We start from the raw sequence: 21,512 nt of genomic DNA on the forward strand, positions 1-21,512 counted from the left end.
CGGGCGGGCGGCGACGAGGGGGGTGGGCGGTGGGGCGTGGTGTCTGAGGATGGTCTCCGGGCGCGGGTCGACACGCCCGGGCGCGGGGACGATCGCGAGTCCTGTTGCGGCGTAGCGGGTCCGATACTTAAGTTAGGGCTTTCGATGCCTTTGTCCGATGCGGCCGGGCCTCAGCCGCGCTCCCGCAGGGACCTCTCGCCGTTTCGCCGCTGATCGCCGGTGCCCCGGGCCGGTCGAGTCCTGGACTCGGTGGCGTGAACCGGATCGGTCCTGAGACTTTCGGGAAGCATCGGGACATGGTACCGTCATCCACATACCGACCAGACGGTTTGGAGTGGTTCATGCAGAGGTTCGAAGGCCGCGTCGCCCTCGTCACCGGCGCGAGCAGGGGCATCGGCTTCGCCGTCGCCCGCCGCCTCGTGTCCGAGGGCGCGTCCGTCGTCATCACCGGCCGCGACGAGGAGGCCCTGAAGGCCGCCGTCGCCGAGCTCGGCGAGGACCGCGCCTCCGGCGCCGCCGGGAAGGCCGACGACGCCGAGCACCGCGCCGCCGCCGTCGCCCACGCCGTCGAGCGCTTCGGCGGCCTCGACCACCTCGTCAACAACGCCGGGATCAACCCCGCGTACGGGCCCCTCACCGAGCTCGACCTCGACGCGGCCCGCAAGATCCTCGAGGTCAACGTGATCGCCGCGCTCGCGTGGACGCGCGAGGCCGTCGCCGCCGGGCGCCTCCGGTCGGTCGTGAACATGGCCTCCATTGCGGGCACCGCCGCCAGCCCGAACATCGGCTTCTACGGGATCTCCAAGGCCGCCCTGATCAACCAGACCGAGCAGCTCGCCGAGGAGCTGGCCCCGGCCGTGCGCGTCAACGCGCTCGCGCCCGCCGTCGTCAAGTCCCGGTTCTCCAAGGCGCTCTACGAGGGCCGCGAGGAGCAGGCCGCCCGCGCCTACCCGCTCGCGCGGCTCGGCGAGCCCGACGACGTGGCCGGCCCGGCCGCGTTCCTCCTCTCCGAGGACGCCGCGTGGGTCACCGGCCAGACGATCCTGGTGGACGGCGGCGCGAGCGCCCGCCGCACCTGGTGAAGGATGAGATCCATGAAGACCAAGAACGTGGCCGACGAAGTCCTGCGCGCCGCCCTCGGCCTGTTCGCCGAGCAGGGCTACGCCAACACCAGCGTCCAGCAGATCGTGGAGGCCGCGGGGGTCACCAAGGGCGCCATGTACCACTACTTCACCTCCAAGGACGACCTCCTCTTCGCCATCTACGAGCGGATGCTCTCGCTCCAGAAGCGGCGCCTGGACGAGATCACCGCCGCCGGGGGCGCGACCGAGGACGTGCTGCGGGCCGTGTGCGAGGACGTGGTCCTCACCTCGATCGACTTCCTCCCCGAGGGCACGATCTTCTTCCGCAGCCAGCACATGCTGACCCCGGAGCGGCAGCAGGAGGTCAAGCGCCGCAGGCGCGAGTACCACGACAAGTTCGCCGAGCTGATCGACCGCGGCAAGGCCGAGGGCCGCTTCCGCACCGACGTGTCGACCTCCGTCCTCATAGCGCACTTCTTCTCCGACGTGCACTACCTGCCCAACTGGTTCTCCGCGGACGGCCCCGAGGACGGCGGCGAGGTGGCCGCACAGCTCACCGAACTGTTCCTGCGCGGCATCAGGAGCGGCGATGCCTGAGCACCCCTTCGACGAGTAAGGAGCACCGATGGCCGACACCATGCGCGCCTGGCGGGTCACCGCCCACGGCGAACCCGAGCGGGTCATGGGCCTCCACGAGGTCGAGCGGCCCGAGGCCGGGCCCGGCGAGGTCCTGCTGCGGACCCGCGCCGTGGCCGTGAACTTCCCCGACGTGCTGCTCGCCCGCGGGCAGTACCAGGAGCGGCCCGACCTCCCGTTCATCCCCGGCATCGAGCTGTGCGGCGATGTCGTCGCCCTCGGCGAGGGCGTCACCGGTGTCCAAATGGGGCAGCGGGTCGTGGCCTCCAAGATCGGCGTGATGGCCGAGTACGCGGCCGTGCCCGCGTGGTCGGTGCACCCGGCGCCCGACGCGCTGGACGACGCGGCCGCGGCCGCGCTCCTCATCGCCTACCAGACCGCGTGGTTCGGCCTCCACCGCCGAGCCCGGCTCCAGCGTGGAGAGACGCTGCTCGTGCACGCCGCCGCCGGCGGGGTCGGCACCGCGGCCTGTCAGCTCGGGGCCGCCGCGGGGGCCACGGTGATCGGCGTCGTCGGCTCGGTCGCCAAGGTGCCGGTCGCCAAGGACGCGGGGGCCGCCGAGGTGCTGCTGCGCGACGACGCGTGGATCGAGGCGGTCAAGGGCTTCGGCGGCGCCGAGGTCGTCTTCGACCCGGTGGGCGGCAAGGCCTTCGAGGGCTCGACGCGCTGCGTCGCGTTCGAGGGCCGCATCGTGGTCGTCGGCTTCGCCTCCGGCGCGGTGCCGCCGGTGCGCGCGGACCTCGCCCTGGTCAAGAACTACAGCGTCCTGGGCCTCCACTGGGCCCTGTACCAGAAGCGCCGGCCGGACCTGGTGGCCGAGGCCCACGCCGAGCTGACCCGCCTCGCGGGGGAGGGGGCCGTGCGGCCCGTCGTCGGCGAGGTCGTGGACTTCGCCGAGGCGGCCGCGGCCGTGCAGCGGCTCGCGGGCGGCGGCACGACCGGGCGGCTCGTGGTCAAGGCGGACGCGTGACGGACCTGCAAGGGCGCGTGGCGATCGTGACCGGCGGCGCGAAGGGCATCGGGGAGGCGTACGTGCGCGCGCTCCGCGAGGCCGGGGCGCGCGTGGTCGTCGCCGACGTGCTCGCCGACCGGGGCAAGGCGCTCGCCGACGAGCTCGGCGATGAGGCGCGCTTCGTCGAGCTCGACGTCACCGACGAGGACGCCTGGGAGCGCGCCGTCGCCGCGACCCTCGACGCGTTCGGGGCGGTGGACGTCCTGGTGAACAACGCCGGGATCGCCAACGCCGCGCCGATCGAGCACTTCACCCTCGAGAAGTGGAACGCGGTCATCAGTGTGAACCTCACCGGGACGTTCCTGGGCTGCCGGGCGGTGGTCCCGGCGATGAAGGCCGCCGGGCGCGGCTCGATCGTCAACGTCTCCTCAGTGGAGGGGCTGCGCGGCAGCGTGCGCCTCCACGGCTACACCGCTTCGAAGTTCGCGGTGCGCGGCCTGACGAAGTCGCTCGCGGTGGAGCTCGGGCCGGACGGCGTCCGGGTCAACTCGGTCCACCCCGGCTTCATCGCCACCGACATGACCACCCGGATCGACCCCGACCGGCTCGTGATCCCGCTGGGGCGCCCGGGCGCGCCGGGGGACCCGGCGGGCGCGGTCGTGTTCCTCGCGAGCGACGCCTCGGCGTACCTCACGGGCACCGAGATCGTGGTGGACGGCGGCATGACCGCCGGCATCCCGCACACATAAGCCCCCTGTTCAGACCTGCCGAGATATCGATATGGATTCACTGTCCTCAGCACATACCGTCCGGTCGGTATTCAGGGTATGGTGACACTACTCCGACACGAAGAGGTGCGAGTACGACGATGACGACCCCTCCCCCCACCGCCCCGAGGCTCGAAGTGGACGGCCTCGAAGTGGCCTTCGGCGGCCTCACCGCGCTCGGCGGCGTCTCCTTCGAGGTGCGCGACGGCGAGACCGTCGCCCTCATCGGCCCCAACGGCGCCGGCAAGACCACCGTGTTCAACGCCGTGTGCGGCATCGTGAAGCCCCGCAAGGGGAACGTGCGCATCGGCGGACGGCCCGCCCCGGCGAGGACCACCGGACTCCTCGCGGCGGGCGTGGCCCGGACGCTCCAGGGCCTCGGGCTGTTCGAGCGCATGACGGTGCTCGAGAACGTGCTCGTGCCGCTCTCGAGCCTGCGCGCCGAGGACGCCGCGGCGCGCGCCCGGGACCGGCTCGCGGAGCTCGGCCTGCTGGACCTGGCCGACCGGTCCGCCGGGACGCTGCCGTACCCCGAGCGCAAGCGGGTCGCCCTCGCGCGGGCGCTCGCGGCGGACCCGAGGCTGCTCCTCCTCGACGAGCCCGCCGGGGGCCTGGGCGCGGCCGACATCGAGGCGCTCGCCGAGACGGTGCGCCGAGTGGCGGGCGAGGGGTGCGCGGTGCTGCTGGTGGAGCACCACGTCGACTTCGTCATGGACGTGGCGGACCGGATCGTGGTGCTGGACTTCGGCGAGGTCATCGCCGCGGGAAGCCCGGAGGAGGTGCGGAGGGACCCGGCGGTCGAGGCGGCGTACCTGGGGCTGGAGGCGGTGAACGCGGCGGCCGAGCCGCCGCAGAGCGGCGGGGCCGGGCACCCGCCCGCGCGGGGCGGCGCACCGCGCCCCAGCACCGCCGACATCTCCGTTGCGACCGAAGCGCATGCCCACCGCAGCGAACCGCAAGGGCCCGCCGGGGAAGGCGGGACCGCATGAGCGCCTTGGTTTTTCACGACCTGACCGTCGGTTACGGCGGCGGCGCCCCGGTCATCGACGGGCTCGGACTGGAGGTGGCCGAAGGCTCGGTCGTCGCGCTCCTCGGCGCCAACGGCGCCGGGAAGACCACGCTGCTCCGCGCCCTCGCCGGGCTCGAACCCGCCCGCTCCGGCCGCGTGCTGCTCGGCGGCCGCGACCTCACCCGCATGTCCACTGAAGACCGCGTGCGCTCCGGCCTGTCGCTCGTCCCCGAGGGCCGCAGCGTCGTCGTCGAGCTCACCGTGGACGAGAACCTCCGCCTCGGCGGGCTGTGGCGCCACCGCGCCCGCGCCCGCAAGGCCGCCGTCGAGGAGATGTACGCCCTCTTCCCGCCGCTGGACCGGCGCCGCCACGCCGCCGGGCACACCCTCTCCGGCGGCGAGCGCCAGATGCTCGCGCTCGCCCGCGCCCTCCTGGCCCGGCCCGAGGTGCTGCTCCTCGACGAACCGTCGCTCGGCCTCGCCCCGCAGGCGACCGCGCAGCTCCTCGGCGTCCTGCGCGCCACCGCCGCCCGCACCGGCCTCACCGTGCTCCTCGCCGAGCAGAACGTCACCGGCGCCCTGTCGGTGGCCCGGCGCGGCGTCGTGCTCGCCCTCGGCGCGGTCGTCGCCGACCGCCCGGCCGCCGACCTCGCCGCCGACCCCGCCCTCCGCCACGCCTACCTGGGGTTCTGATGGACCGACGCCAAACCCGCTCCGCATCCGCCGACCTTCGACCCCACCGGGCGAGGCTGACAGACCGACGCCGTGTCCGCTCCGCCTCCCCGGCCCGTCGCCGCGACCCGAGGCCGCCGAGAGGACGACGCCTCGCGGCGTCGGCCTCCGCCGCCGGTCGCCGCGATCGGCGGGTCCCGGCGGTCCGACGCTCCGCCCCCCTGCCGCGCGAATCCGAGGTGCGCTGATGGACCGCTTCGTCTTCCTGTTCTCCGCCGGGCTCGCGCGCGGCGCCGTCCTGGCGCTCTTCGCCCTCTCCCTGGTCATCGTCTGGCGCGCCGCCCGCGTCGTGAACTTCGCGCAGGCGGCCATGGCCGCGGCCGCCGTCTACGCGGCCTTCGCCGTCACCGCCGCCACCGGCTCCTACTGGGCCGGCCTGCTCACCGGGCTCGCCTCCGGCGCGCTCCTCGGCGCCGCCGTCGAACGCGGCCTCATGCGCCGCCTCCCCGCGCACGCCCCGCTGCCGGGCATCATCGTCGCCATCGGCCTGGTCATGGTCCTCCAAGCGGGCCTCGCGATCGCCTTCGGGCCCGAGCACCGGCCCATGCACCCGCCGTTCTCCGAGCGGCCCTTCATCATCGGCGGCGTCCCCGTCCTCTCCCCCTACGACCTGTTCACGCTCGTGGCCGCCGCCGCGGTCATGGGCGGTCTCGCGCTCCTGTTCGGACGGACCTCCCTCGGGCTCCAGCTGCGGGCCGCCGCCTTCGCTCCCGAGACCTCCCGGCTCCTGGGCGTGCGGGTGCCCCGCATGGTCACCCTCGGCTGGGCCCTCGCCGTCGCCACGGCCGCCCTCGCCGCACTCCTGCTGGTGCCCACCGAGCTCGGGCTCAACCCGCACGCCGCCGACCTCCTGTTCGTCAACGCGTTCGCCGTCGCCGTCATCGGCGGCCTCGACTCGCCGGCCGGCGCGCTCCTGGCCGGGATCGGCGTCGGCCTGCTCGTCAGCCTCGTCACCGGCTACGCCTCCGCGGCCGCCGCGCCGCTCGCGGTGCTGGCCCTGCTCACCCTCGTGCTGCTGGTGCGACCCGGCGGCGTCTTCAGCGCCAAGGAGGCCCGGACCGCATGAAGACCCCCTTGCGCGCCCTGCTCGTCACCGCGATCGCGATCGGCGCGACCTTCGGCCTCGACCCCTTCCGCAACTACCAGCTCGCCACCGCGGCGGCGTGCTTCGCGGCCGTCGCCGGGCTCACCGTCCTCGTCGGACTCACCGGCCAGCTCTCGCTCGGCCACGCGGTCCTCATGGCCGCGGGCGGCTACGGCTTCGCGTTCGCCGCCACGGCGGTCGAGGCCCCCTGGCCGCTGGCGCTCCTCGCCGGGCTCGCCGCCGCCGCCGCGGTCTCGGGCCTGCTCGGGCTCCTGCTCGGCATGGCCGCCGCGCGGCTGCGGGGCCCCTACCTCGCGGGACTGACGCTCGCGCTCGTGATCGCCCTGCCCTCGGCCGCCAGCACCCTGCCGCTCGGCGGCGACCAGGGCGCCCGCGCCCCGTTCTTCGCCGTCCCCGAAGGGCTCTCGGCCCTCATCGCGGTCGAGCAGTGGCACGCCTGGCTCGCCGTCGCCATCGCCGCCCTCGCCGTCACGCCCCTGGTCATGCTCCGCTCCGGCCGGGCCGGACTGCGGATGCGGGCGGTGCTGGACGACGAGACCGCCGCCCGCCTGTCCGGTGTGGACCCCGGCCTGGTGAAGGCCGGAGCGTTCTGGATCAGCGCGATCCCGGCCGGGCTCGGCGGCGCCGTCCTCGCCGTCGCGACCCAGCAGGTCACCCCCGGCGGCTACGGCCTGGCGTTCTCCCTCCTGCTCGTCGTCGCCGCCGTCGTCGGCGGCCTCGGCAGCATCGGCGGGGCCGCCATCGGGTCCGTCCTGGTGGTCGTCCTCCCTTGGGCTGTCGACGAACTGGTGGCCCTCGCTCCTTCGGACTTCGGGCAGCGCCTGGACGGGAACCTCGCCGTGCTGCTCTTCGGCGCGGGCCTCGTCGCGATGACCCTCGCCTGGCCGGGCGGCGCGGCCCGCCTGCTCGACCGGCTCCGCGCCGCCCGGCCCTCCCGCTTCGCAACCCCTTCCACGACCACAGAGAGGTGATCGGAATGCGAACCACCACCATCAGGACCGCGGCCGCGGCCGCGGCGGCGCTCGCGCTGACCGCGTGCAGCACCCCCGGCGGCGACGAGTCGGTCCCCGGCGTCACCGACGACACGGTGACCATCGGGACCCACCAGCCGCTGACCGGCCCGGCCGCCGCCGGGTACTCCACGATCTCGGCCGCCACCGCGGCCTACTTCGCCTACGTCAACGACAACGGCGGCATCCACGGCCGCTCCATCGAGTACGTCGTCAAGGACGACGCGTACGACCCCGCCGCGACCCAGACCGCCGTGCGCGAGCTCGTCACCGAGGAGAAGGTGTTCGCCGTCGTCAACGGCCTCGGCACCCCCACCCACTCCTCGGTCCTGGACTACCTCGACCAGCAGGGCGTCCCCGACCTGTTCGTCTCCTCCGGCTCGCTCACCTGGAACCAGCCGGGCGTCTACGAGAACACGTTCGCGTTCAACGCCGACTACGTCACCGAGGGCGCCGCCCTCGCCCAGTACGCGGTCGAGCAGGCCCCTGACGCGAAGATCTGCGTGCTCGGCCAGGACGACGACTACGGCGAGGGCATCGTCGAGGGCGTCGAGACCGTCATCGGCTCCAACGCCGTCACCGAGGTCCAGACCTACACGACCTCGGCGGAGGACCTGACCGCCCAGACGGGCGCCATGATGGCGGCCGGGTGCGAGGTCAACGTGCTCGGCACCATCAACGGGTTCACCGCGATGGCGGTCGGCACGGCCGCGCAGATGGAGTGGTTCCCCAAGTGGTACGTCTCGTCCTCGGGCGCCGACTACCCGACCCTCGCCGGATACCTCGGCGAGGACCTCGCCCCGGCCCTCCTCCAGGGCATGGTGAGCGTCAACTACCTGCCGTTCAGCCCCGACGGCGAGTGGGTCGCGCTGTTCGAGCGGATCAACGAGGAGTACAACGACGGCGCGCCGTTCACCGGCAACACCGTCTTCGGCATGAGCGTCGGTTACCTGTTCGCCGAGGCGCTGGCCGCCGCGGGAGAGGACCCCACCCGCGAGTCCCTCGTGGACGCCGTCGAGTCGGGCGACCTGCTCGGCAACGGCATCCTGCCGCTCTCGTACGGCGCCGACGACCACGCCGCCTACCGGGGCGTCGGGATCACGGTGGTGGACGAGGGCGTCCAGGACTACGTGGGCACCGCCTACGAGGTGTCCGGCGGCGCCGTGGCGCCCGTCGAGCCGAGCCCCGTCCCGTTGGAGAACGAGGGCATCCCGGGATAGCCCCGGACGAACCCATCCGGGTCGCGAGACCCCCAGAGGAGCAAGGAGACCGATGACCGAGGCGAACGGTGTGCCGGGCCTGGACGTGGCCGGGCTCGGCCGGTGGCTGGCCCGGGAGCACCCCGGGCTCGCCGGGGAGGGGCCGCTGCGCGCGTCCCTCATCGACGGCGGGCGCTCGAACCTCACCTACCGGGTGGACGGCGCGAAGACGCCCCTGGTGCTGCGCCGCCCCCCGCTGGGCCACGCCCTCCCCACGGCGCACGACATGCGCCGCGAGCACCGGGTCATCTCGGCCCTGCGCGGCCTCGTCCCCGTGCCATCTACAGTGGACGTCGTGGACGACGTCGCGGCGGGCGAGGTCACGGGCACGGTCTTCTTCGTCATGGAGCACGTCGAGGGCACCGTGCTCGACGACCCCTCGCGCAACGCGTCCTGGACCCCCGAGGGCCTGCACCGGCTCGGGATCGGCGTCGCGGAGATCCTCGCGGACCTCCACGCGGTCGACCCCGGGTCGGTCGGCCTGGACGGCTTCGGCCGCCCCGAGGGGTACCTGGAGCGGCAGATGCGGACGTGGCGGCGCCAGTACGAGGCCTCGCGCTCGCGCGAGCAGCCCGCCCTCGACCGGCTCCAGGAGCGCCTGGCCGCCACCGTCCCGGGCGGCCGGGCGCGCTCGGGGATCGTCCACGGCGACTACCGGCTCGACAACATGCTCGTCGCCGGGCCCCCCGGCGAACCGCGCGTCGCCGCCGTCCTCGACTGGGAGATGGCCACCCTCGGCGACCCCCTCGTGGACCTGGGGATGCTCGGCATGTACTGGCACATCAGGGAACTGGCCGGCGGCGAGGCCGCGGCCGGGGCGATCGTCCCCGGCGCGGGCTACCCCGAGTTCGCGGAGGTCGTGGACGCCTACGCCGCCCGCGCCGGCGTCGACGTCCCCGAATTGGGCTGGTACCGCGCCTTCGCCTGCTACAAACTGGCGGTGATCCTCGAAGGCGTCCACTACCGCTTCGTCGGCGGGCAGACCGTCGGCGAGGGTTTCGACCGCATCGGCGCGCTCGTCGCGCCCCTGGCCGAGGAGGGCCTGTGGATTTCCGACCCGACGAGATGACCCGCGCCTTCGCGGACGAAGCGCGGTCCTTCATCGAGAAGGACGTGCTGCCCGCCGAACCCGTGCTCGCCGCGCAGGTCGCGGCGACCCCGGACGACTGGACCGTCCGGCCCGTCGTGCGCGGGCTCCAGGCGGCCGCGCGCGAGCGGGGCCTGTGGAACCTGTTCCTGCCGCCCGGCGAGCACGGATACGGCGGCGGCCTCTCCAACCTGCGCTACGCGCCCGTCGCCGAGCTCACCGGCCGCAGCCCCCGCCTCGCCCCGGCCGCGATGAACTGCGCCGCACCGGACACCGGCAACATGGAGCTCCTGGCCCACTTCGGCACCCCCGAGCAGCGCGAGCAGTGGCTCGAGCCGCTCCTGGAGGCGCGCATCCGCTCCGCGTTCTGCATGACCGAACCCGGCACCGCCTCCTCGGACGCCTCCCAGATCGGCACCCGCATCCACGGCGAAGGCGGCGAGTACGTGGTCAACGGCCGCAAGTGGTTCGCCACCGGCGCCATGAACCCCGACTGCCGGCTCCTCATCGTCATGGGCAAGACCGACCCGGACGGGGCCCGCCACCGCCAGCAGTCCATGGTCCTCGTCCCGCGCGAGACCCCCGGCGTCACCGTGGTCCGCCCGCTCACCGTCCTCGGCTACGACGACCGCGACCACGGCGGCCACGCCGAGATCGTCTTCGACGACGTCCGCGTCCCCGCCGCGAACCTCCTCGGCGCCGAAGGCGAGGGCTTCGCGATCGCCCAGGCCCGCCTCGGCCCCGGCCGCGTCCACCACTGCATGCGGGCCCTCGGCATGGCCGAACGCGCCCTCGACCTGGTGCGCGGCAGGGCCAACGAGCGCATCGCCTTCGGCGGGCCGCTCGCCCGCCAGGGCGTCGTGCGCACCTGGGCCGCCGAGGCCCGCGTCGAGATCGAGGCCCTGCGCCTCCTCGTGCTCAAGACCGCCTGGCTCATGGACACCGTCGGCAACCGCGAAGCGCGGCGAGAGATCCAGGCGATCAAGATCGCCGTCCCCCGAGCCGTCGAGCGCATCCTCGACCGCGCCGTCCAGCTCTTCGGAGCGGCCGGCCTCAGCGGCGACCACCCGCTCGCCGAGATGTTCGCCGCGAGCCGGGCCATGCGACTGGCCGACGGCCCCGACGAGGTCCACCTGGCCGCACTCGGCAGAGCCGAGCTCCGGCCGAAATCCACTCTGGAAGGAGTCGTGCAATGACGCACCAACACGACCAGGCGATCGACGGACCCGGCGAGGGGACCCTCTCGATCGCGGCCATCCTCGCCGAGACCGCCCGCCGCAGGCCCGACACGCCCGCCCTGCTCTTCATGGGCCACACGGTGACCTACGGCGCCCTGTGGGACCAGACCCGCGCCTACGCGGGCGCGCTCGCCGCCCGCGGCGTCGGGCGCGGCTCGCGCGTCGCGATGCTCGTGCCCAACGTCCCCGACTTCCCCCGCGTCTACTACGCCGCGCTCGCCCTCGGCGCCGTCGTCGTCCCGATCCACCTGCTGTTCAAGTCCGACGAGATCGCGTTCGTCCTGAAGGACGCCGAGGCCGACCTCCTCGTGGCCGCCGCGCCGCTCCTCGCCGAGGCGGCCCCGGCCGCCGCCCGCGCCGGCGTCCCGCTCGCCACGGTCCTGGCCCCCGAGGGCCTGGAGGTCGGCGGCGCCCCCGTCGCGCGCCTCGAAGCCGAAGCGGCACAGGCCGAACCGATCGAACGCCACGTCGCGGTGAACCCGCTCGCGGCCGCCACCGTGCTCTACACCTCCGGCACCACCGGCACCCCCAAGGGCGCCGTCGGCTCCCACCTGGCGATGATCGAGCAGGTCCACTGCGCCCTCATCGACTCCTTCGACGTGCGCCGCGACGACGTGCTCTACGGCGGGCTGCCGTTCTTCCACTCCTTCGGGCAGATGGCCGTGATGAACATCGGCTTCCGGCGCGGGGCCGCGATCATCCTGCTGCCCAAGTTCGACCCCGACGAGGCGCTGCGGCTCCTGGTCGAGCACCGGGCCACGGTCTTCACCGCCGTCCCGACCAACTTCGCGCAGATCGTCGAGGCCGCCAAGCGCAACCCCGAGCGCCCGCCGCTGCGCTACGCCGTCTCCGGCGGCGCGGCCCTGCCGGTGGCGCTCCTGGAGGCGTTCGAGGCGACCTTCGGCGCGCAGGTCCACGAGGGCTACGGGCTCACCGAGACCTCCCCGACCGCCACGTTCAACAACGTGGGGGCCCCGATCCGGCCCGGCACGGTGGGCACGAGCCTGTGGGGCGTGGACGTCGCGGTCGCCGACGCCGAGACCGAGGACCGCATCGACCTCCTGGCCGAACCCGGCGAGCTGGGGGAGGTCGTGGTGCGCGGCCACAACCTCATGAAGGGCTACCTCGGCCGCCCCGACGCCACCGCGGCGGCCGTGATCGACGGCTGGTTCCGCACCGGCGACCTCGGCACCGTCTCCGCCGAAGGCGTGGTGACCATTGTCGACCGCAAGAAGGACATGATCATCCGCAACGGCTACAACGTGTACCCGACCGAGGTGGAGGCCGTGCTCGCGCGCCACCCGGCGGTGTCCATCGCGGCGGTCTTCGGGGTGCCGCACGAGACGCACGGCCAGGAGGTGCACGCCGCGGTCGTCCCCGCCGAGGGCGCGGACGTCGACGCCGCCGAGGTCGTGGCGTACATGAAGGAGAAGGTGGCCGCCTACAAGTACCCGCGCGTGGTGCACGTGGTGGGGGAGCTCCCGCTCGGGCCGAGCGGGAAGGTCCTCAAGCGCGAGCTCCAGAAGACGTACGGGGGCTAGGCCGTGGTCCGCGCCGCCTATGCCCGGGCGTCCTCGCCGATCCGCAGCTCCGCCTCGACGGCGGCGCGGATCGGCGCGGGCACCGGCACCGGGCGGCGCCGCTCGCGGTCTACGAACACGTGCGTGAACCGTCCCAGCGCCAGCGGCGCGCCCCGGTCGGGCGCGCCCTCGCGCAGGATCGCCAGGTCCCACGTGATCGACGTGGTGCCGAGGCGGGCCACGGCCACGTCGACCTCCAGGGACTCGGGGAACGAGGCCGGGGCCAGGAACTCGCACGACGAGGCCCGGGCCAGCCCGATGACCTCCCCGGCGGGGTCCAGGGCCGCGCGGCGCATCATCCAGGTGTTGACCGCGGAGTCCATCGCCTCGTAGTACACGGTGTTGTTCATGTGGCCGTACTGGTCGTTGTCGTTCCAGCGCAGCGGGAACGGATGGCGGTAGGTCACTGGCGCTCCTTACGGGGAGAGGGTCCCACGCATACTAGCTGCATACCGACCGGTCGGTTCGACCGGCTCGCGACGAGAGGAGCACCACGATGACAGTGCCGCCCACGACAGGACCGCTCGGGGCAGCGCCCGCCGAGGCGGTGCCCGCTGCGGCGCCGCCCGCCGCCGCGTCGCCGAAGACGGCGGAAGCGAAGGCGGCCGGCGCGGCAGCAGGCGCCGCACCGGCCGGGGGCGACGGCGCCGGGACCGTGCTCGACGCCGACTTCTACGCCTTCCAGGACCTGCTCACCCCCGTCGAGCGCGAGGCCGCGCTCCGGCTGCGCGCGTTCATGGAGACCGAGGTCCGCCCCATCGCCGACGACTACTGGGAACGCGCCGAGTTCCCCCACCACCTCATCCCCGGCATCGCCGCGACCGGCGTCATCGGCACCATGTGGCCCGAGACCGCCCGCTTCCCCAACAGCGCCGTCTTCCGCGGCTGGGCCGCGCTCGAACTCGCCCGCGTCGACGCCTCCTTCGCCACCTTCGTCGGCGTCACCTCCGGCCTCGCCATGGGCGCCATCGGCGTCGGCGGCTCCCCGGCCCAGCGCGCCGAATGGCTGCCGCCCATGGGCAGCGGCGAGGCCATCGGCGCGTTCGGCCTCACCGAGCCCGACGCGGGCTCCGACGTCTCCCGCGGCCTGCGCACCACCGCGACCCGCCGCGGCGACACCTGGGTCCTCGACGGCGCCAAGCGCTGGATCGGCAACGCCACCTTCGCCGACGTCGTCGTCATCTGGGCCAAGGACACCGCCGACGACCGCGTCAAGGGCTTCCTCGTCCGCAAGGGCGCGCCGGGCTTCACCGCCCGCAAGATCGAGCGCAAGCAGTCGCTGCGCTCGGTCCAGAACGCCGACATCACCCTCGAGGGCGTCGAGGTCCGCGAGGCCGACCGCCTCCAGCGGATCGACTCGTTCCGCGACGTCGCCAAGATCCTGCGCCTGACCCGCGCCGGGGTCGCCTGGGAGGCCGTGGGCATCGCCGTGGGCGCCTACGAGGCCGCCGTGCGGTACGCGAAGGAGCGCGAGCAGTTCGGCCGCCCCATCGCCTCCTACCAGCTCGTGCAGGCCAAACTCGCCGACTCGCTCGCCGACGTCACCGCGTCCATCGCCGTGTGCGCCCGCGTCTCCGCCATGGAGGACGAAGGGCGCCAGCGCGACGAGCACGCCGCGATGGCCAAGGCCTTCTGCACCACCCGCATGAGGGAGGTCGTGGCCCGCTGCCGCGAAGTACTGGGCGGCAACGGCATCCAACTCGACCACGGCGTCGCCCGGCACTTCGCCGACGCCGAGGCCGTCTACTCCTACGAGGGCACCCGCGACATGAACACCCTGATCGTCGGCCGGGCGATCACCGGCGTCCAGGCGTTCGTCCCGTAGCCCGGCGGTCGGGAGCGTCCGGGAGCGTCTTCGCAAAACGGACTCGCTCAGGCGCCCCCGGCTCGAACGTACGCGAGGGGTCCGACATCCGCGGGACGCCGGACCCGAGCCGGCGACAGCCGCCGCATCCGCACTCCGAAACCGCCGCATCCGCACTCCGACCACACGACAAGGAACCGCCATGACCGAGGCCTACATCGCCGCGACCGCGCGCTCGCCCATCGGGCGCGCCCACAAAGGATCGCTCAAGGACGCCCGTGCCGACGACCTCGCCGCGCAGATGGTCCGCGCGGCCGTCGCGAAGGTCCCGGGCCTGGAGTCGTCCATGGTGGACGACCTGCTCCTCGGGTGCGGCCTGCCCGGCGGCAGGCAGGGCATGAACATGGCCCGCATCGTGGCCGTCATGCTCGGCTGGGACACCGTGCCCGGCGCCACCGTCACCCGCTACTGCTCCTCCAGCCTCCAGACCACCCGCATGGCCTTCCACGCGATCAAGGCCGGCGAGGGCGACGTGTTCGTCTCCGCCGGCGTCGAATCGGTCAGCGGCATGGACATCGGCTCCAGCGACGCCATCCCCGGGGCCGTACTGGAGAACCCCGTCTTCGCGGACGCGTTGAGCCGGACCGCGAGGCGGGCGGGCGGCGGCGATCCCGAGTGGACCGACCCGCGCGAGAAGGGCCTGCTCCCGGACCCTTACATCGCCATGGGCCAGACCGCCGAGAACGTCGCCGCCCGCTGCGGGGTCACCCGCGAGGAGCAGGACGCCTTCGCCGCCCGCAGCCAGCAGCGGGCCGAGCGCGCGATCACCGCGGGCTTCTGGGCCCGCGACATCACGCCGGTGACCCTCGCCGACGGCACCGTCGTCAGCGCCGACGACGGGCCCCGCCCGGGCACCACGGTCGAGAAGCTCGCCGGACTCGACCCGGTGTTCCGCCCGGACGGGACCGTCACCGCCGGGAACGCCTGCCCGCTCAACGACGGCGCCGCGGCCGTGGTCGTGGTCTCCGAGCGCATGGTCGAGGAGCTGGGCGTCGAGCCGCTGGCGCGCATCGTCTCCACGGGCGTCAGCGGCCTGTCCCCGGAGATCATGGGCCTGGGCCCCGTCGAGGCGTCGCGGCGGGCGCTCGCCCTGGCGGGCCTGGGCATCGGGGACATCGACCTGGTGGAGATCAACGAGGCGTTCGCCGCGCAGGTGATCCCCTCCGCGAGGGAGCTCGGCGTCGACGAGGACCGGCTGAACGTCAACGGCGGCGCGATCGCGGTCGGGCACCCGTTCGGGATGACCGGCGCCCGGATCACCTCGACGCTCCTGAACGCCCTCGCCGACACCGGCGGACGCTACGGCCTGGAGACGATGTGCGTCGGCGGCGGCCAAGGCATGGCGATGGTGCTCGAACGACTTTGATTCACACGGAAAGCGGCGCGGCTCCACAAGGGCCGCGCCGCTCTTGCGCCACCAGACGCGAGCAGTACTCGGGACCTGCGCTCGCCAACACGTGAACCGAGCGACGCACGCGGCGCTGTCACACCCCTGTGGCACGGTAGTTGAACCGGGGGCCCGCGAATAAGTCGGGAAACCCGCCGACTAACCCCCGCTCCGCGCTGCCCTCGAACCCTTCGGGGCAGCGCGGAGCGACGCTCGTCAGTCCGGTTCAGGCGGGCACGTACAGGGTGATGGTCTCGGCCACGAGCGCCGGCTTCCCGGACCCCTCGATCTCCACCGTCACCGCGTACCCGGCGCGCACGCCGCGCCCGGTCGGCTCCGCCGACGCGAGCTTCACGACCGCGCGCACGCGCGACCCGGCCGCCACCGGCTGGAGGAACCTGAGCCGGTCGAGCCCGTAGTTCACCGACATGGCGAGCCCGCCGATGTCGAACAGCCCCTTCGTGAGCCGCGGCAGCAGCGACAGCGTCAGGTACCCGTGCGCGATCGGCGCGCCGAACGGGCCCGCCTTCGCCCGCTCCGGGTCGACGTGGATCCACTGGTGGTCCCCGGTCGCATCGGCGAACGCGTCGATGCGCGCCTGGTCCACGGCGAGCCACTCGCCGGTCGCCTCGGCGCCCACCGCGGCGGCGAGCCCGGCGGGGGAGGGGACGCTGATCTGAGGACTCACGCCTTCGGCCCTCCCGCCACGTAGAGGACCTGACCCGAGACGAACCCGGCGTCCTCCGAGCAGAAGTACGCCACCGCGGCCGCGATGTCCTCCGGCCGCCCGACCCGCCCCACCGGGGCCTCCTTCGCCGCGTGCGCGAGGAAGTCCTCGAACGGCACCCCGATGCGCTCGGCGGTCGCCTTCGTCATCTCGGTCTCGATGAACCCGGGCGCGACCGCGTTCGCGGTGATCCCGAACCTCCCCAGCTCGATCGCGAGCGTCTTGGTGAGGCCCTGCATCCCGGCCTTCGCGGCCGCGTAGTTCGCCTGGCCGCGGTTGCCGAGCGCCGACGTGCTGGAGAGGTTCACGATCCGGCCCCACCGCGCCTCGACCATGTGGGCCTGGACGGCGCGGCTCATGAGGAACGCGCCCCGCAGGTGCACGCCCATCACCGCGTCCCAGTCGCCCGCGGTCATCTTGAACAGCAGGTTGTCGCGGAGGATCCCGGCGTTGTTGACGAGGATCTGCGGCGGGCCGAGTTCGGCGGCGACGCGCTCGACGGCGCTCGCGACGGCGGCCTCGTCCGCGACGTCGGCGCCGACCGCGAGCGCGGTGCCCCCGGCCGCTCCGATCGCCTTCGCAGTGGCCTGCGCGTCGGCTTCGTTCAGGTCGAGGACGGCGACGGCGTGGCCGTCGGCGGCGAGGCGGCGGGCCGTGGCGGCCCCGATGCCGCGCGCGGCGCCGGTGACGACGGCGGTGCGTGAAGTCATGGCGGTCTTGCCTTTCTGTGCGGACTGGTCGATGGTCGTTCGCGGGAACCGGAACGCCCGGTTCAGAAGACGATGAGCTGGCGCAGCGCCTCGCCCGCGGCGAGGCGGTCCAGCGCCGCGGGGAGCCCGTCGAGGCCGATGCGGTCGGAGACGAGCCGTTCGAGCGGCAGTCGCCCTGCGCGCCAGAGGTCGACGTACCGCGGGACGTCGTCGCCGGGGACGGCCGAGCCGAGGTAGGAGCCGATGACGGTGCGAGCCTCGGCGGTGAGCGAGAGCGGCGCGATGCCGGCGCGGTCGTCGGGGCGGGGCAGGCCGACGGTGACGGTGGTGCCGCCGGGCGCGGTGAGCGCGTAGGCGGTCTCGAAGGCGCGGGCGGCGCCCGCGGCCTCGATGACGACCGGGGCCTTCAGTCCGGCCGCCGCTTCGGGCGTCATCGCCTCCGCGCCGAGCTCCCGGGCGGTCGCGAGTTTCGCCGGCACGGTGTCGACGCCGATCACCTCGTGCCCCAGGGCCTTCGCGACGAGGAGCGCGGCGGTGCCGACGCCGCCGAGGCCCACCACGGCGACGGTCTGGCCGGGCGCGGGCCGCCCGGCGTTGACGACCGCGCCGCCGCCGGTGAGCACGGCGCAGCCCAGGAGCGCGGCGATGTCGGGCGGCACGTCGTCGTCCACGGGCACCACGGAGGCGGCGGCGACCACCGCGTGCGTGGCGAAGGCGCTGACGCCGAGGTGGTGGTTGACCGCGGTCCCGTTGCGCCGCAACCGGACGCCGCCGCCGACGAGGGTCCCGGCGGCGTTCGCGGCGCTGCCGGTCGCGCACGGGAGCCGCCCGTTCGTGCGGCACTCCGCGCACTGCCCGCACCGGGGCAGGAACGTCATCACGACCCGCCGCCCGGCCGCGATCCCCGCGCCGGGCCCGGCCTCTTCGACGATCCCGGCGGCCTCGTGGCCCAGGAGCATCGGCACCGGGCGGATGCGGCTGCCGTCCACTACGGACAGGTCGGAGTGGCAGACGCCCGCGGCCTCGATGCGCACCAGCAGCTCGCCGGGGCCCGGGGGGTCGAGTTCGAGCGGTCCGATCGTGATCGGCCGCGACCGCGCGAAGGGCGCGGGCGCGCCGCAGCGCTCCAGTACGGCACCGGTGATCTGCACGGCGACCTCCTCGTCGACGGGACTCTTAGTAGCATACCGTCCAGTCGGTTTGTGATGCTACCCGCACCCTCGAGCGAAGCCGGGGCAGTGCGGCCGCGCATGTGGCGGCGCCATGGGGGAGGCGGGGCGGGAGCGAATTGCGGGCGCACTGAAGAGGATCGCGGTTCGCAGGTCCCCCCGAATCAACAGTGCCCGAGGGGTACGACATCGCCGCAGGGACCGGGCGGTGACCGTCTCGGGGTCGGCTGGTGAAGGCGGGAGACCGGGCGCCGGCCGCTGCGTGGCGGCCGGTAGGGACGCAGACCGGGCGGCGACTGCCGCGTGGCAGCGACACACGCCCTGCGGCGCCGGGGATTCCGTTCATCGCCCCCGGGCTCGGGCCGCCGACAGGCCCTACGCCGCCTCGGGGCGCCACTCGGGGTCGCGGCCGAGCGTCATCAGCAGCTGCTCCAGCAGCCCCTCGCCGCCCTCCAGCTCCAGCGCGGGCGCGAACGGGGCGTCGGGCCCCAGGCGGGTCGGGCCGTCCTGCGGCACCTCCTCGGCGAGCGTGAGCACCGCCGAGAGCACCAGCGGGTCGAACTCCGGCTCGCGCCCGACGGACACCGCGACGTCCCAGGCGTGCACCACGTAGTCGATGAGGTGGAACCCGACGCCGATCTCGCCGGGCACCGGCACCGGCCGGTCGCCGCCGACCAGGAGCAGCCACTCCCGCTCCGCCGCCCCCTCCAGGGCGAACGCGGCCACGACGTCCTCGGCCGAGGCGGCGAACGTCTCGGCGAACCGCTCCGACAGCGGCGTCTCGGCCCAGGAGGCCGGGTCGAACTCCTCCCCCCTCGCCGCGGCGGCGAACCCGCGGTTCTGCCCGGTCATGTGCGCGAGCAGCTGCCCCAGATCCCATGCGGTGCAAGGGGTCGCCAGTCCGAGCTGGTCGGGTCCGACCGTGGCGACGATCGAGGCGGCGTATTCCATGGCGCGGCGGTGCATGTCGAGGAGTTCGCTCATGACCGCGATCATAGGCCGTCGCGCCCGCCCCGGTGGCGACGCGAGCGGCGCCCCACGGCGGGGCGCCGCCCTTGCATCGGTCAGCCCCGCAGGTCCGCGAGGTCCTCGTCGCTCAGCTCGAGGCCGCCCGCCGCCTGGTTCTCCTCCAGGTGCCCGAGGTCGCCGGTGCCCGGGATCGCCAGGGCCACCGGCGAGGACGCCAGCAGCGCCGCGATCGCCACCTGCGGGACGGTCGCGCCCAGCCGCGAGGCGACCTTGCCGAGCCGCTCGGCGTCGAGCGGCCTGCCGCCGCCGCCGATCGGGAAGAACGGCACGAACGCGATGCCCGCCGCCTCGCACGCCGCGAGCAGCCCCGCGTCCCCGTCGTTGTTGTTCTGCACCGCCGCGACCGGCGCGATCGCACGGGCCTCGGCGAGCTGGGCGGCGTCGACGTTGCTGACGCCCAGGTGCCGGATCAGGCCCTCCTCGCGAAGCTCGGCGAGGGCCGCGAACCGGTCCCCGATCGACCCCGTGCCAAGCTCGAGGCTCCCGCCGACCCGCAGGTAGACCAGGTCGAGCCGGTCCAGCCCGAGGTCCCGCAGGTCCGCCTCCACGAGCGCGCGCAGCCCCTCGGGCGGCGCCTCGCCGCTCGGGAGGCCGTTCGGCCCCCGCAGCGGGCCCACCTTCGTCGCGATCACCAGGCCGTCGCGGTACGGGTGCAGCGCCTTGCGGATCAGCTCGTTGGCCCGCACGGCGTCCCGCTCGTAGAAGCCGGCCGTGTCGATGTGGTCGACGCCGAGCTCCATGGCGCGCCGGAGCACCGCGATGCCGTTCTCCGGGGTGCGCGTCGGGCCGTCGAGGGTGCTGACCGGCAGGCGCATGGCGCCGAAGCCGAGACGGTTGACGCGGAGGTCCCCGCCGATGTCGAATGTCGTGTTGGTCATGGGACCCAGTCTGTCCACCGCCGCGGTCCCCGGCGAGCACTTGGCAGCAAGCTGCCACACTGGGGGAGTGCAGAGCGAACCGGTGTTCTCCGTCCGGGGCGACGCGGAGCTGATCGCGCGCGCCGGCCACCTCTTCGCGTCGCTCCAGAGCGAGTTCATGTGCGCCGCCAGGGACCTCGACACCTGGTCGCGGCCGGAGGCCAAGGCCGCCATCGGCGACCGGGTGGGCGGCGTCGGCGGCCGCACCGTCCGCAAGCTGTTCAGCCCGGTCGCGCTGACCGAGGAGTCGGCCCGCGCGCACCTGCGGGAGGTGCGGGATCTGGGCGTGCTGGTGCGCATCAGCCGCTCGCCGCTGCCGCACGAGGTCATCCTCATCGACCGGCGGGTGCTCATCCTCGCCGGACGCGACGCCCCCGGCGGCCGCGAGTACACCGTGACGACCTCGAAGACCCTCATCGACGGCGTCGAGTCGCTGTACCGGGGCCTGTGGGACGCCGCCGCCGACCTCGACGACTACCTGCGCGGCGACGTCCCGCACCTCGACGAGGCCGGGCGCGCGGTCCTCGACGCCCTCGGCTCGGGCCTCACCGACGAGGCCGCGGCCAGGCGCCTCGGCGTCTCGCTGCGGACCTACCGGCGCCGCGTGGCCGAGCTGATGGCCCGGCTCGAGGCCGACTCCCGCTTCCAGGCCGGGCTCCGCGCGGGCGAACTGGGCCTGCCCGGCTGAGCGGCGGCGTGGCCGCGGCCATCGCGCGGCGCCTCCGGGACGCCGCGCACGCGCCGCTCCAGTAGCCTTGGACCCCGATCCGAGGAGACCGCCATAAGTTCCGACACCGACCGCCTGGTCGCGTTCAGCGATGAGCTCCGTTCCGTCCACCAGCGCCTCCGGCAGGCGCTCGACCTCGCCCGACGCTCCATCGACGGGGAGTTCGAGGCCCCGCCCGGCCACGACCTCCTCCTGTTCTGTCGCGGGTTCTGCTCCGCCCTGAGCGGCCACCACCGCAGCGAGGACGCGGGCCTCTTCCCGCAGATCACCGCCGAGCACCCCGAGCTGAAACCGGTCATCGCGAACCTCATGACCGACCACAACATGCTCGAGCACCTGATCGGGAACCTCAGTGCGGCGATCGACGCCGACGAGGACGCCGAGACCCTCCACCGCCACCTCGACGGCATCGGCGCGATCATGGAGACCCACTTCGGCTACGAGGAGCGCCAGCTCCTCACCGTCCTCGACGCCCTCGCCCTCGAAGGCGCACCCAGAGACCTCCTGGGCGACCTCGCCTGAGCC

22 protein-coding genes are annotated in these 21,512 nt (G+C 74.1%); 16 read left to right on the forward strand and 6 right to left on the reverse strand.

Annotation, left to right across the window (positions count from 1 at the left end; genetic code table 11):
• Positions 1–341: 341 nt before the first annotated feature.
• The 12 genes from LO763_RS18910 to LO763_RS18965 all read left to right on the forward strand — a co-directional run bounded on the left by LO763_RS18910 (position 342) and on the right by LO763_RS18965 (position 12,418).
• Positions 342–1,082, forward strand: a complete 741-nt coding sequence (locus LO763_RS18910; RefSeq protein WP_230787275.1) for an SDR family oxidoreductase — start codon at positions 342–344, stop codon at positions 1,080–1,082.
• 12 nt (positions 1,083–1,094) lie between these two features.
• A complete protein-coding gene (locus LO763_RS18915; protein ID WP_230787278.1) occupies positions 1,095–1,679 on the forward strand; it encodes a TetR/AcrR family transcriptional regulator in 585 nt (194 codons plus the stop codon).
• Between the two features lie 40 nt (positions 1,680–1,719).
• A complete protein-coding gene (locus tag LO763_RS18920; protein ID WP_369432032.1) occupies positions 1,720–2,688 on the forward strand; it encodes an NADPH:quinone oxidoreductase family protein in 969 nt (322 codons plus the stop codon).
• Entirely contained in the window at positions 2,685–3,419 is a 735-nt protein-coding gene (locus tag LO763_RS18925) for a glucose 1-dehydrogenase (protein ID WP_230787283.1), read from the forward strand. The genes LO763_RS18920 and LO763_RS18925 overlap by 4 nt, the downstream gene beginning before the upstream one ends.
• A gap of 119 nt (positions 3,420–3,538) precedes the next feature.
• The gene (locus LO763_RS18930; protein ID WP_230787287.1) at positions 3,539–4,426 is read left to right on the forward strand and encodes an ABC transporter ATP-binding protein; all 888 of its coding nucleotides are present in this window, start codon (positions 3,539–3,541) and stop codon (positions 4,424–4,426) included.
• Positions 4,423–5,139: an ABC transporter ATP-binding protein gene (locus LO763_RS18935; protein WP_230787290.1), complete on the forward strand. Its 717-nt coding sequence runs from the start codon at positions 4,423–4,425 to the stop codon at positions 5,137–5,139. Before LO763_RS18930 ends, LO763_RS18935 begins: the two co-directional genes overlap by 4 nt.
• 226 nt (positions 5,140–5,365) lie before the next feature.
• Positions 5,366–6,244 (forward strand): branched-chain amino acid ABC transporter permease, encoded by an 879-nt coding sequence (locus LO763_RS18940; protein WP_230787293.1) that lies wholly within the window; start codon positions 5,366–5,368, stop codon positions 6,242–6,244.
• Positions 6,241–7,254 carry a branched-chain amino acid ABC transporter permease gene (locus LO763_RS18945; protein ID WP_230787296.1) on the forward strand — a complete coding sequence of 338 codons (1,014 nt, stop codon included), beginning with the start codon at positions 6,241–6,243 and terminating at the stop codon, positions 7,252–7,254. Before LO763_RS18940 ends, LO763_RS18945 begins: the two co-directional genes overlap by 4 nt.
• A 5-nt stretch (positions 7,255–7,259) precedes the next feature.
• Positions 7,260–8,513: an ABC transporter substrate-binding protein gene (locus tag LO763_RS18950; RefSeq protein ID WP_230787299.1), complete on the forward strand. Its 1,254-nt coding sequence runs from the start codon at positions 7,260–7,262 to the stop codon at positions 8,511–8,513.
• 52 nt (positions 8,514–8,565) lie between these two features.
• Positions 8,566–9,621 (forward strand): phosphotransferase family protein, encoded by a 1,056-nt coding sequence (locus LO763_RS18955; protein WP_230787302.1) that lies wholly within the window; start codon positions 8,566–8,568, stop codon positions 9,619–9,621.
• A complete protein-coding gene (locus LO763_RS18960) occupies positions 9,597–10,835 on the forward strand; it encodes an acyl-CoA dehydrogenase family protein (protein ID WP_230787305.1) in 1,239 nt (412 codons plus the stop codon). Before LO763_RS18955 ends, LO763_RS18960 begins: the two co-directional genes overlap by 25 nt.
• Positions 10,832–12,418, forward strand: coding sequence for an AMP-binding protein (locus LO763_RS18965; protein ID WP_230787309.1), 1,587 nt, complete (start codon positions 10,832–10,834; stop codon positions 12,416–12,418). Before LO763_RS18960 ends, LO763_RS18965 begins: the two co-directional genes overlap by 4 nt.
• Positions 12,419–12,435: 17 nt before the next feature.
• Here LO763_RS18965 and LO763_RS18970 read toward each other — a convergent pair whose 3' ends face one another.
• Entirely contained in the window at positions 12,436–12,864 is a 429-nt protein-coding gene (locus tag LO763_RS18970; protein ID WP_230787312.1) for an acyl-CoA thioesterase, read from the reverse strand.
• A gap of 89 nt (positions 12,865–12,953) precedes the next feature.
• On the opposite strand from LO763_RS18970, the gene LO763_RS18975 reads away from it, so the two are divergent.
• Together LO763_RS18975 and LO763_RS18980 are read left to right on the forward strand one after the other, a co-directional pair.
• Positions 12,954–14,282: an acyl-CoA dehydrogenase family protein gene (locus LO763_RS18975; protein ID WP_230787315.1), complete on the forward strand. Its 1,329-nt coding sequence runs from the start codon at positions 12,954–12,956 to the stop codon at positions 14,280–14,282.
• Between the two features lie 181 nt (positions 14,283–14,463).
• Entirely contained in the window at positions 14,464–15,687 is a 1,224-nt protein-coding gene (locus tag LO763_RS18980; protein ID WP_230787318.1) for an acetyl-CoA C-acetyltransferase, read from the forward strand.
• Positions 15,688–15,934: 247 nt separating this feature from the next.
• Here LO763_RS18980 and LO763_RS18985 read toward each other — a convergent pair whose 3' ends face one another.
• From LO763_RS18985 to LO763_RS19005, 5 genes are all read right to left on the reverse strand, one after another.
• A complete protein-coding gene (locus tag LO763_RS18985) occupies positions 15,935–16,396 on the reverse strand; it encodes a MaoC family dehydratase (protein WP_230787321.1) in 462 nt (153 codons plus the stop codon).
• Entirely contained in the window at positions 16,393–17,145 is a 753-nt protein-coding gene (gene fabG, locus LO763_RS18990) for a 3-oxoacyl-ACP reductase FabG (protein ID WP_230787324.1), read from the reverse strand. Before fabG ends, LO763_RS18985 begins: the two co-directional genes overlap by 4 nt.
• A 62-nt stretch (positions 17,146–17,207) precedes the next feature.
• Positions 17,208–18,296 carry an alcohol dehydrogenase catalytic domain-containing protein gene (locus LO763_RS18995; RefSeq protein ID WP_230787328.1) on the reverse strand — a complete coding sequence of 363 codons (1,089 nt, stop codon included), beginning with the start codon at positions 18,294–18,296 and terminating at the stop codon, positions 17,208–17,210.
• A 393-nt stretch (positions 18,297–18,689) separates the two neighbouring features.
• On the reverse strand, positions 18,690–19,298 hold the full coding sequence (locus LO763_RS19000; RefSeq protein WP_230787330.1) for a TIGR03086 family metal-binding protein: 609 nt from the start codon (positions 19,296–19,298) through the stop codon (positions 18,690–18,692).
• Between the two features lie 80 nt (positions 19,299–19,378).
• Complete coding sequence (locus LO763_RS19005) at positions 19,379–20,221, reverse strand: aldo/keto reductase (protein WP_230787332.1); 843 nt, start codon at positions 20,219–20,221, stop codon at positions 19,379–19,381.
• Between the two features lie 67 nt (positions 20,222–20,288).
• Between LO763_RS19005 and LO763_RS19010 the strand changes: the two genes are divergently transcribed.
• Both LO763_RS19010 and LO763_RS19015 read left to right on the forward strand, forming a co-directional pair.
• Positions 20,289–20,948: a helix-turn-helix transcriptional regulator gene (locus LO763_RS19010; RefSeq protein ID WP_369432033.1), complete on the forward strand. Its 660-nt coding sequence runs from the start codon at positions 20,289–20,291 to the stop codon at positions 20,946–20,948.
• A 114-nt stretch (positions 20,949–21,062) separates the two neighbouring features.
• Positions 21,063–21,509 carry a hemerythrin domain-containing protein gene (locus LO763_RS19015; protein ID WP_255672810.1) on the forward strand — a complete coding sequence of 149 codons (447 nt, stop codon included), beginning with the start codon at positions 21,063–21,065 and terminating at the stop codon, positions 21,507–21,509.
• Positions 21,510–21,512 lie beyond the last annotated feature (3 nt).

The sequence above is a fragment of the Glycomyces amatae genome, from assembly GCF_020991375.1.
Lineage (GTDB): Bacteria > Actinomycetota > Actinomycetes > Mycobacteriales > Micromonosporaceae > Glycomyces > Glycomyces amatae.

Coding starts and splice junctions, on each gene's coding strand:
- LO763_RS18910 (WP_230787275.1), top strand. CDS start 342: ATGCAGAGGTTCGAAGGCCGCGTCGCCCTCGTCACCGGCGCGAGCAGG.
- LO763_RS18915 (WP_230787278.1), top strand. CDS start 1,095: ATGAAGACCAAGAACGTGGCCGACGAAGTCCTGCGCGCCGCCCTCGGC.
- LO763_RS18920 (WP_369432032.1), top strand. CDS start 1,720: ATGCGCGCCTGGCGGGTCACCGCCCACGGCGAACCCGAGCGGGTCATG.
- LO763_RS18930 (WP_230787287.1), top strand. CDS start 3,539: ATGACGACCCCTCCCCCCACCGCCCCGAGGCTCGAAGTGGACGGCCTC.
- LO763_RS18935 (WP_230787290.1), top strand. CDS start 4,423: ATGAGCGCCTTGGTTTTTCACGACCTGACCGTCGGTTACGGCGGCGGC.
- LO763_RS18940 (WP_230787293.1), top strand. CDS start 5,366: ATGGACCGCTTCGTCTTCCTGTTCTCCGCCGGGCTCGCGCGCGGCGCC.
- LO763_RS18945 (WP_230787296.1), top strand. CDS start 6,241: ATGAAGACCCCCTTGCGCGCCCTGCTCGTCACCGCGATCGCGATCGGC.
- LO763_RS18950 (WP_230787299.1), top strand. CDS start 7,260: ATGCGAACCACCACCATCAGGACCGCGGCCGCGGCCGCGGCGGCGCTC.
- LO763_RS18955 (WP_230787302.1), top strand. CDS start 8,566: ATGACCGAGGCGAACGGTGTGCCGGGCCTGGACGTGGCCGGGCTCGGC.
- LO763_RS18965 (WP_230787309.1), top strand. CDS start 10,832: ATGACGCACCAACACGACCAGGCGATCGACGGACCCGGCGAGGGGACC.
- LO763_RS18975 (WP_230787315.1), top strand. CDS start 12,954: ATGACAGTGCCGCCCACGACAGGACCGCTCGGGGCAGCGCCCGCCGAG.
- LO763_RS18980 (WP_230787318.1), top strand. CDS start 14,464: ATGACCGAGGCCTACATCGCCGCGACCGCGCGCTCGCCCATCGGGCGC.
- fabG (WP_230787324.1), bottom strand. CDS start 17,145: ATGACTTCACGCACCGCCGTCGTCACCGGCGCCGCGCGCGGCATCGGG.
- LO763_RS19000 (WP_230787330.1), bottom strand. CDS start 19,298: ATGAGCGAACTCCTCGACATGCACCGCCGCGCCATGGAATACGCCGCC.
- LO763_RS19005 (WP_230787332.1), bottom strand. CDS start 20,221: ATGACCAACACGACATTCGACATCGGCGGGGACCTCCGCGTCAACCGT.